The organism is Candidatus Infernicultor aquiphilus (genome assembly GCF_002784285.1).
GTDB lineage: Bacteria > Atribacterota > Phoenicimicrobiia > Phoenicimicrobiales > Phoenicimicrobiaceae > Infernicultor > Infernicultor aquiphilus.
The window spans coordinates 1-9,058 of record NZ_PFKO01000145.1; the positions used below are offsets into that span (position 1 = coordinate 1).

Sequence of the window (9,058 nt, forward strand, 5' to 3'; positions counted from 1 at the left end):
GGAGCTGGTAAGAGTACTACTTTAAGAACAATATGCGGGTTAGTAAAAGCAAAAAATGGGCAAATTAATTTAGCAGGAAGAAATATCACCAATCTTTCTACCGATGAAATAGTAAAAATGAGTGTTGCGATGATACCTGAAGGACGAAAAATATTTCCCAATTTAACGGTAAAGGAAAATCTTACTTTAGGAGCTTTTACCAGGGGCAATAAAGAGGAGATTACCCAGGATGAAGAGTGGGTATATAAATTGTTTCCCCGTATTAAAGAAAGACTCTGGCAAAAGGGGGGTACCTTATCAGGGGGAGAACAGCAAATGCTAGCAGTAGCTCGCGGATTAATGTCCAGACCTAAGCTTTTAATGTTGGACGAACCTTCTTTAGGGTTAGCACCTTTACTGGTAAAAGAGATATTTGAGATTATTCAAGAAATCCATAAACAAGAGATGACTATACTTTTAATCGAGCAAAATGCTTTTGCTGCTTTAAAGATAGCTGATTATGCTTATGTGTTAGAAACTGGACGAATTGTTTTGCAGGGTACAGGAGAAGAACTTTTACAAAACGAAGAAGTAAGAAAAGCATATTTAGGAGAATAAAACTTTTTTATAAATTATATGCTCATAAAATCCTGGCTATTTAATATTAATTAACCAGGATTTTTTTCTAAGGTAATTACTATTTTTATCGAGTGCAGAGATATTTATAATATAAGATTTTTTGATTAAAGGTTTAGAAGAAGTAAAAGAGATTTCATTGTTTTCTGGATTAAAAGTAAATCCTACTTTTGCTCCACCTAATTTCATAGATAGAGTTTTTACATCATAGTTATTATCCTCTAAAATTGCACCGATCTTTATAAATTGATCACTTTCTATTATACCGTCATCAGGAAAGATTTTGGAAGTGTGAAGAGGTTGTTGATTTAATATCTGGATAAAAGAATTAAATGAGTTGTTTCCAAATATAATCTGTCGATTTAATGAAAAAGGGTCAGCGTTAAGAGTATTATTCATAATGTTTGCATTAAGAATCCCTTCGTAATCTGCTTGAATAACTAAATTTATAATGGTTGGGCTATAAACTCCATAGGGATAGGCAAAGAATTTTACTTTACCCCCTATTTTAATTTCTAAAATTTCTTTAGATAGAAAAATTTCTTTTTTGATTCGAGCCAAATAATTTTCGTAATTTTCATTTTCTTTATATTGAAGTAGATTACAATGGCTTAAAGTATGTGAGCCAATTTCTAAATTGTTTTCAGTCATTTCCTTAATCTCTCCCCAGGTAAGACTGTTGCTGTTTCTTTCAATAAAATCGGTGTATATAAATAGGGTAGCTGGGAAGTTATATTTTTTAAGTACAGGGTAAGCTAAAGTAAAAGTAGATTTAAAGCCATCATCAATGGTTATTACTACAGGTTTTGGTGGAAGCTGACCATTTTTTAACCCTTTAAGCAATTCCGAAAGAGAGATTACCGAATAATTATGAGTGGCTAAATAGTTCATCTGTTTTTCAAATTCTATAATATTAATACTATAGCTGCTGCCTTCATCTTTAGTGAAATTATGATAAGTCAAAATAGGAATAACCGTTTCTTCTGCATAAACTATATTGTTGTTGATTTGATAAACATTGTGATAGGACATAGGTATGAATAAGAATAATGATAATATAAAGATTACCAACAAACTCTTATTTTTATTTATAAGAAAATGTGATATTTTTTGATTTGGCCACATAATAACCCTTTATAAATTTTTATTATTCAGTTAATGGTTAATTTATTAATTTTTTAAATAATTATAACATACTATAATTATTTGTTAATAAAAATTTAGGAAGGTAAGCCAAAGTTAGACCATATTGATTAGATTATAGTAATGCGAAATTAGATTATTGAAGAGATCAATTTTAAAATTTATGCATTACCCATTCAACTTTCCCAACAATATTAAAGTTATCGGTTTCTTTTACTAAAATGGGGGAATGATCTAAATTAGTACTTTGTAATATAATATATTTATTTTGCTTTACTATTCCTTTTATGGTAATTTCGTTATTCAATGAAATTAAGGCAATAGTTCCATTACTTACATCGTTTTGCCTTCTTATAATTACAATATCGCCTTCTTCAATTCTTTTACCTATCATACTTTTATCTTTTACTCGGATAGCAAAAAGATCTTTCATGGGAAGAGTTTCCAGCCCAGGAGGAATTGGACTATATCCTTCTATATTCTCTGAAATAGAAGAAGGTTTTCCTGTTGAGATAATATTGTAGATAGGAATTTGTTTGAAATCATCTTTGGTTTTTATAGGAGGAAGATAACCCATAAGGTATAAAAGATCTTCTGGTTTAACCTGATAAGCTTTAGCCAGTTTATTTAATATTCCGGCAGAAGGCTTTCTCTTATCCCTTTCAATTAAGGAAATGTATGAGTTAGATATGCCAGTTTTGAGCTCTACTTGCTTAGTGGTAAAATTGTTTTTTAACCTTAATTCTTTTAAATATGATCCTATTTCCATTAACGTTACCTCAATATCTTTTTGCTTGCAATTGTTATTATATAATATTTTTCTGATATAATTGTAAAAAAAAGTAAAAATTATTTTAAAAAACGTTAATAAATGTAATTTTTAGTGATAAAATTCTTACTAATGTTAGAAATAACTCATAACGCCTATGGTTTATAAAATAAAAGTTGGAATTAAAAAAAATAATTTGATAAATATTCTTGCCAGAAAAAATTGGAATTTCACCGAACTTGCACGGAGAATAGGCTATTCTTCCAGTATGATTACTTTATATCTGAATGGAGAAAGAATCCCTACAGCTAAAGTAAGAAGAAGAATGTTAGATGCACTGGGATGTGAATGGGATGATATTTTTTATATCATTGAATCGGATAAATCTCAATTTTGAGTATTTTCAGAGGTTGGAGGCTAATGTTAAACCAAAATAAAGAAAAAGCAGAAATGGAAAAGCTGAAAAGAGAGGTTGTTGTTTTAAATAAGGAGCGGCGGAGACTTGCTAAAAAGTTATCTGCCTTGAGGTTGATAATTTCAGAGATAAATAGCAACCCTGATCTGGATAGAGTGCTGGATTTAATCATTCAGAAAGCTATCCAGATAGTAGATGCCGAGCGAGGCTCATTGATGCTCTTTGACTCTCAGAGTGAGGAATTATATATTAAAAGCTCGGTAGGTTTAAGCAAAAGAACTATTTCTGGGGTCAGAATTAAGCCAGGGGAAGGGATTGCCGGTTGGGTCTTTAAAGAGGGTAAGCCTTTATTAATAAAAGAAGGGGCTAAGGATCTGCGGTTTAAAAAGTTTGAAGAGATAGAGGTGGAATTAAAATCTATAATCAATGTTCCCTTGAAGATAAAAAACCAAGCGATAGGAGTAATTAACGCTTATAATAAGAGGGAAGGTAATGTTTTTAATACAGATGATTTACAACTTCTTTCTGCCTTTGCCAATCAAGCGGCTATAGCCATCCAGAATGCTCAACTACATCAAGAAATAAAGAGTCTATCTATCACTGATGGTTTAACCGACCTTTATAATTTTAGATATCTCCAAGAACGTTTAGAGGAAGAAACAAAAAGAGCCCAGAGATTTAGACGACCTTTAGCTTTAATTATGGCAGATATAGATCACTTTAAAGAGTTCAATGATACCTATGGTCATCCAGAAGGAAATAAAGTTTTAAAAGTTTTAGCTAATATTTTAAAAGCTAATGTTCGGGAAATAGATATAGTAGGACGATATGGCGGTGAGGAATTTATTATTATTCTCCCAGAAGCTGACAGAGAAGAAGCCCAGAAAATAGCCGAACGAATCAGGATTAAAGTAGAGGAATATAACTTCAAGAATGAAGAAGACCATCTTAATAATCCTAATAGGAAAATAACCACGAGTTTAGGAGTAACCTCCTGTTTTCAGGGGAGCATCAGTCCACAAAATTTAATATACAAGGTTGATCAAGCCCTTTATCAGGCTAAAAGAAAGGGTAGAAACAGGATGGAGGTCATTTAATAAGATTATTAAGGATAGGGAATGTTTCTTTTAAGTGAGTGACTATAAAGTCTGCTTTATTCTTATCAGTATTATCTCCAGAGAATGTATTTATCCAGATAGTAGTCATTCCCATATTTTTTCCGCCAATAATATCTTTTTTGTAAGAATCACCCACCATAATGGATTCTTCTCCCTGACATTTGGCTTTATTTAAGGCAACCTGAAAGATTTTTGCTTCCGGTTTGTAGATTTGAACTTCTTCTGAAGTGGTAATAGAGTCAAACATTTCTTTAATGCCAAAGACATTAAATTGAAAATCCATATAGTCATTATCTATATCACTGATAATCCCTAGATGGATAGAGTCATTATTTCTAATTTGTTCGATGATTTCAAAGGTTTCTGGAAATAATTTTATATATTTTTTATGATTTTCAAAGTATAGTTCTTTAAACCAGTAAAAATCTTCAATAGAAGGTGTAATATCGTACTTGGAAAGTATTCCCTCAAAGGCTCTTTTGGTTGATTTAAGAAGAGGGGTAAAAGATTTTTCTTGGGGATTAACCTCAAGCAAAGTCATATCTTTAGTAAATAAAAATGAATTATATCTAATTACTAAATCTTCTGGTGAGGCAGGAAGGTTATATTTTTTAATAACCGCTTTCATCATGTGAAAATGAGCAATATTATCACTTTCTGCGTCCATTAAGGTTCCGCCAAAATCAAAAAATATGGCTTTATAATTTTTTACTTCCTTTTTATCTTCTTTTCGCATCTTGTCCTCCTTGTGTCTGTCCTACGAGAAGGATGGCATTTAATTTTCTTAACCAATTAACTCTTTCTTTATCACTTCATTACACATTACCTATTACTGCATTTTCCTAAACGCTATCCGCTATACGCTATCTTTACAATTATAACCGAAAATATTGATTTAATAAAGTAAAGCTTATAAGAAAATCAGACTGGATAAAAATAGGTTAATTTTTTTATAGCTTTATTCTTTTACCTGGGTAAGTAAGAGCAAGGTTATTAGAGCAAATATTAGTCCAGCCCAGAAGGGTGATTGAGCTCCCCATTGGGTTTTTAAATATCCTCCCAGGGAAGGTCCGATAGAACCGATTAAACCAGCGCAAGTGCCGATAAAACCGATTACCAATCCTCTTGATTGTTGATGGGATATATCGGCAAGAAATGAATCATAAGCAATGTGACAGCTCTGATAAAAAATGTATGATATGGCAAAAAGAAGGATAATTAACCATAATGAAGTACTTAAACTCCATAAAAGTATAAATATTCCAAGACCCAATGTACTAGATAACAACACTTTCTTGCTGCCTAATCTATCAATGATTTTTCCTCCCCAGAGACTGTAAAAAACTGCAGCAAGTCCTCCTAGAGCAAAAAATAAATTAATTTTGGATTTATCAAGACCCATTACTTCATTGGCATATAGTGATATAAAAGGTCCGTTAGTAGTAAGATTAAATAGAAGAAAAAGAGAAGAAAGAGCTAAAATAATAAGTAACATCTTTTTATTAAATAGTTTTTTAAAAGAATCAAATTTATTAATTTTTGTCTGATAGTGATGAGTTTCTTTTAGCCAGAGCATTCTAACCAGAGCACATAAAAAGGTAGCAAGAGAACTAAGATAAAATAAATATTTTATTTCTATTCGTGGAATCAATATTATGCCTATAGCCGGACCAATAGTCATTCCTAAAATTGCAAAAAGTTCAAGTATACTATAGGCTATCCCCCTTTTTGTTTTTGGAACAGATTCAGCAATCATTGAATAGAAAGAAGGTAGTTGAAGGGCGCTTAAGCTATTAGCGATGATCAAAAAAAGTATTAAAGTTGTCCAATGAGAAGAATTAGCGGCTAAAAAATAGCAAAGCGGAAGGGCAAAGGTGGGAATAATTATTAACCGTTTTCTTCCGAAAATATCAGAAAGTATTCCTCCTAAAAATTGCATTAGGGCATAAGAAAGAGCAAGCAAGGTGTAAGAAAATCCTACTTGAAAATCGTTTGCTCCTAATTCTAAAAGATAAATAGGAAGAATAGGATACCAGGTAAAAAAAGTAGTTACCACAAGAAAAACTGTAAAAGATAATACAGAAACATTTTGTGCCAGGAATAAGGATTGACGGATTTTGGTTAAGAAATTCATTATAAGACTCCTCAAGTTGAAATTAGTACTAAATTTTTTATATAAACTATGGTAAAATATGAATAATTATAGCATAATAAAAAAGATAAGGCAGTAAAGGAGAAAAATAAAAAGGGAAAAGATCTTAGTGAAGAATATTATAAAAAAAGGAGTGATATAAATGGAATTGAAGATAATAAAAATGGAATTTCCTGAGGATGCCAATATAATTATTGGTCAGACTCATTTTATTAAAACTACAGAAGATCTTTATGAAGTGATGTTTAACGCAGTGCCGGGAATAAAATTTGGTCTGGCTTTTAATGAAGCCTCAGGTCCTTGTTTAATTAGAGCAGAAGGAAATGACCAGGAATTAAAATCTTTAGCCATAAAAAATGTAAAAGTTATCGGAGCAGGGCATATTTTTGTAATTATCTTAAAAGATGCTTTCCCTATTAATATATTAAATAGTATTAAAAATTGTCCTGAAATTTGCACCATATTCTGTGCTACAGCCAATCAAGTTGAGGTTATAATTGCTCAAACCGATTTGGGAAGAGGAGTATTAGGAGTGATTGATGGATATCCACCTAAAGGAGTGGAAACAGATAAGGATGTCCAGGAGAGGAAAGAGTTTTTAAGAAAAATTGGGTACAAATTGTAAAGATAGCGAATAGCGTTTGGTGAGTAGAGTGATTGGTAATGTGTAATAAGTGACGAGTGATATGTAGGGGTTCGATTCATCGAACCCGTTCCGGGTCGAATAAATTCGACCCCTACCTGATGAAGAAATTACCTCGTCTTTATTCCCTCTCCTTGGAGGGAGAGGTTTCGGGTGAGGGGGATAAATCTTCACGCGATACGCAATACGCGATACGATATACTGACGACTAATTTAATTGGGAGATGAATTATATATTATAAAAGGAGTGAAATGAATTATGAGAAGTAAACTTTTTAGATCAAGTAAGGATTGTATGGTTGGAGGTGTATGTGGAGGGATTGCTGAATATTTTGATGTTGACTCTACCCTGGTTAGATTACTAGCGGTATTGGTTGTCCTTTTAGGCGGTGCAGGAGTTATTGCTTATATTATTGCCTGGATTGTAATCCCCAAAAATCCGGAACAAGAATCTGATGAAAAATTTGAAAAGAGAGAAAAAATAAAGGAAAAGATTAAGAAAGGCGCTGAGAATGTTATAGAAGAGGTTAAAGGGCATTTTGAATCAAAGGAATCTAACCATAATACAGAAAGAAATAGAAGGATTTGGGGAGGTATAATTGTAATAATTATTGGAGTAATTTTTCTATCTGGCAGTCTTTTCCCCTGGGTGGTTTGGGGTAATTTATGGCCTTTAATTGTAATTGCACTGGGTATAATCATTATGGTTCAGGCATTTAAAAAATAATTAATGGGGGGTTTATGTCATTAACTGAACAGATAAAAGAGTTAGGACCAGAAATTGACCTGGAGATAATTAGAATTACTAATGCTGAAGACTTTCCGGAAACAGAAAAGCAGATTATAGAAAATATAAAAAAGGGCTATATTCCTAAAAGTGATTATTATGCTTCGAAAAATATTTCATCTAATAACCCACAGGTAAACAGAATTGGAAAAAGATGTAATCCGAAGAGTATTTTAAAAAAAGCAAAGTCTATAATTAGTGTGGCTCAAGATTATTTGATAGAAGAGACAGAAAATATAACCGATAAAAAACAACTTTGTGGAAAAATTGCTAAATATGATGTTGGTAATTTCTATTATGATTTAAAATTAAAATTAAAAAAGATAGTTGATTTTATAAATCAAAGAAGTGATTTTAAATATAAATCTAAAAATAAATCTTGTTATGTATCTTTGGTGGAAAAGCCAATTGCCGAACGAGCTGGGGTTGGTTGGTATGGAAAGCATGGTATAATTATTACCGAAAGATTTGGTTCCTGGGTAGTCTTGGGAGAAATTATTACTGAATTAGAATTACAGGCAGATGCTCCGCTTCTCCAAAGCTGTGGTGATTGTAAAATATGTCTAGATTTGTGCCCCACTCAAGCCATAGTTTCTCCTTATCTAGTCGATCGCACCAGGTGTCTGCAATATATTTCCGAAAGACCAATGAAAGTACCTCTAGCTTTCAGAGAAGTCTGGGGAGATAGATTATATGGTTGCACCACCTGTCAGGAGGTTTGCCCAAAAAATATTAAGATAAAACCCAGAAAATACCAGCCCAAATATGGATATATCAGTTCAAGCGTTCCCTTAATACCACTATTACAAATTAGCGAAGAAGAATATCAAAGGTTTTTTGCTTATAACCAGATTGCCATGAGACCCAGAGAAGCAATTAAAAGAAATGCCGCTCTGGCTTTAGGAAATATCGGCGATCCTCGGGCGGTTAATCCTTTGATAAAAGTCTTACAAGAAGATGACAACTCGATGGTGAGAGGTCATACCGCCTGGGCGCTGGGTAAAATTGGAGGAAAAAAAGCAAAATTTTCTTTAGAAAAGGCTCTAAAAATAGAAGAAGATAGGGAAGTAAAAGAAGAGATTGCTAATGCCTTAAGGATGATTTAAATAGATTGATCGGAGGCATATAAGCCTTATTCGCATCTCGTAAAATAAAATAGGAATCAGGAACCAGAATTCAGGAGTCAGAAAATTATTAGCGGATGGTGTTTAGAAGGTAGGGGCTTGATTTATCAAGCCCGTCTTGGGTCGGATAAATCCGACCTACGCTCTACACTATATAAGTTTTTTGCTTTTCGCTTTAAATTTTTAATTTAATTGTATAGGAATTTTATTTTTTAACCCCCACCCAAACCCTCCCCCTTTAAGGGGGAGGGAAGGGAGGGGGTGTTAACTCGATAAGATTCACAATTTAAAA

At 32.5% G+C, this 9,058-nt stretch carries 10 protein-coding genes; 6 read left to right on the forward strand and 4 right to left on the reverse strand.

The features are described from left to right. A partial coding sequence (locus COZ07_RS03940; RefSeq protein WP_406607284.1) for an ABC transporter ATP-binding protein occupies positions 1 to 597 on the forward strand: 597 nt, incomplete at its 5' end. Positions 598 to 633: 36 nt separating this feature from the next. Here the strand turns inward: COZ07_RS03940 and COZ07_RS03945 are convergent. Together COZ07_RS03945 and COZ07_RS03950 are read right to left on the reverse strand one after the other, a co-directional pair. After that, entirely contained in the window at positions 634 to 1,740 is a 1,107-nt protein-coding gene (locus COZ07_RS03945) for a polysaccharide deacetylase family protein (RefSeq protein ID WP_406607285.1), read from the reverse strand. 172 nt (positions 1,741 to 1,912) lie between these two features. Further along, positions 1,913 to 2,527 carry a LexA family transcriptional regulator gene (locus COZ07_RS03950; RefSeq protein WP_406607286.1) on the reverse strand — a complete coding sequence of 205 codons (615 nt, stop codon included), beginning with the start codon at positions 2,525 to 2,527 and terminating at the stop codon, positions 1,913 to 1,915. A gap of 157 nt (positions 2,528 to 2,684) precedes the next feature. On the opposite strand from COZ07_RS03950, the gene COZ07_RS03955 reads away from it, so the two are divergent. Further along, positions 2,685 to 2,924 carry a helix-turn-helix transcriptional regulator gene (locus tag COZ07_RS03955; RefSeq protein ID WP_406607287.1) on the forward strand — a complete coding sequence of 80 codons (240 nt, stop codon included), beginning with the start codon at positions 2,685 to 2,687 and terminating at the stop codon, positions 2,922 to 2,924. A 23-nt stretch (positions 2,925 to 2,947) separates the two neighbouring features. Further along, entirely contained in the window at positions 2,948 to 4,039 is a 1,092-nt protein-coding gene (locus COZ07_RS03960; RefSeq protein WP_406607288.1) for a sensor domain-containing diguanylate cyclase, read from the forward strand. Here the strand turns inward: COZ07_RS03960 and COZ07_RS03965 are convergent. Further along, positions 4,032 to 4,796 (reverse strand): HAD family hydrolase, encoded by a 765-nt coding sequence (locus tag COZ07_RS03965; protein WP_406607289.1) that lies wholly within the window; start codon positions 4,794 to 4,796, stop codon positions 4,032 to 4,034. The genes COZ07_RS03960 and COZ07_RS03965 overlap by 8 nt on opposite strands. A gap of 222 nt (positions 4,797 to 5,018) precedes the next feature. Further along, entirely contained in the window at positions 5,019 to 6,194 is a 1,176-nt protein-coding gene (locus COZ07_RS03970; protein WP_406607290.1) for an MFS transporter, read from the reverse strand. Between the two features lie 160 nt (positions 6,195 to 6,354). Here COZ07_RS03970 and COZ07_RS03975 point away from each other — a divergent pair, with 160 nt between their 5' ends. The 3 genes from COZ07_RS03975 (at position 6,355) to queG (ending at position 8,748) form a co-directional block, all read left to right on the forward strand. Then, positions 6,355 to 6,837, forward strand: coding sequence for an adenosine-specific kinase (locus COZ07_RS03975; RefSeq protein WP_406607291.1), 483 nt, complete (start codon positions 6,355 to 6,357; stop codon positions 6,835 to 6,837). A 277-nt stretch (positions 6,838 to 7,114) separates the two neighbouring features. Further along, the gene (locus COZ07_RS03980) at positions 7,115 to 7,582 is read left to right on the forward strand and encodes a PspC domain-containing protein (RefSeq protein ID WP_406607292.1); all 468 of its coding nucleotides are present in this window, start codon (positions 7,115 to 7,117) and stop codon (positions 7,580 to 7,582) included. Between the two features lie 14 nt (positions 7,583 to 7,596). After that, positions 7,597 to 8,748: an epoxyqueuosine reductase gene (gene queG / locus COZ07_RS03985; RefSeq protein WP_406607293.1), complete on the forward strand. Its 1,152-nt coding sequence runs from the start codon at positions 7,597 to 7,599 to the stop codon at positions 8,746 to 8,748. Positions 8,749 to 9,058 lie beyond the last annotated feature (310 nt).

What these genes read in the sequence shown, in the direction of transcription:
- COZ07_RS03945 (WP_406607285.1), bottom strand. Translation starts at nt 1,740, where the DNA reads ATGTGGCCAAATCAAAAAATATCACATTTTCTTATAAATAAAAATAAG.
- COZ07_RS03950 (WP_406607286.1), bottom strand. Translation starts at nt 2,527, where the DNA reads ATGGAAATAGGATCATATTTAAAAGAATTAAGGTTAAAAAACAATTTT.
- COZ07_RS03955 (WP_406607287.1), top strand. Translation starts at nt 2,685, where the DNA reads ATGGTTTATAAAATAAAAGTTGGAATTAAAAAAAATAATTTGATAAAT.
- COZ07_RS03960 (WP_406607288.1), top strand. Translation starts at nt 2,948, where the DNA reads ATGTTAAACCAAAATAAAGAAAAAGCAGAAATGGAAAAGCTGAAAAGA.
- COZ07_RS03965 (WP_406607289.1), bottom strand. Translation starts at nt 4,796, where the DNA reads ATGCGAAAAGAAGATAAAAAGGAAGTAAAAAATTATAAAGCCATATTT.
- COZ07_RS03970 (WP_406607290.1), bottom strand. Translation starts at nt 6,194, where the DNA reads ATGAATTTCTTAACCAAAATCCGTCAATCCTTATTCCTGGCACAAAAT.
- COZ07_RS03975 (WP_406607291.1), top strand. Translation starts at nt 6,355, where the DNA reads ATGGAATTGAAGATAATAAAAATGGAATTTCCTGAGGATGCCAATATA.
- COZ07_RS03980 (WP_406607292.1), top strand. Translation starts at nt 7,115, where the DNA reads ATGAGAAGTAAACTTTTTAGATCAAGTAAGGATTGTATGGTTGGAGGT.
- queG (WP_406607293.1), top strand. Translation starts at nt 7,597, where the DNA reads ATGTCATTAACTGAACAGATAAAAGAGTTAGGACCAGAAATTGACCTG.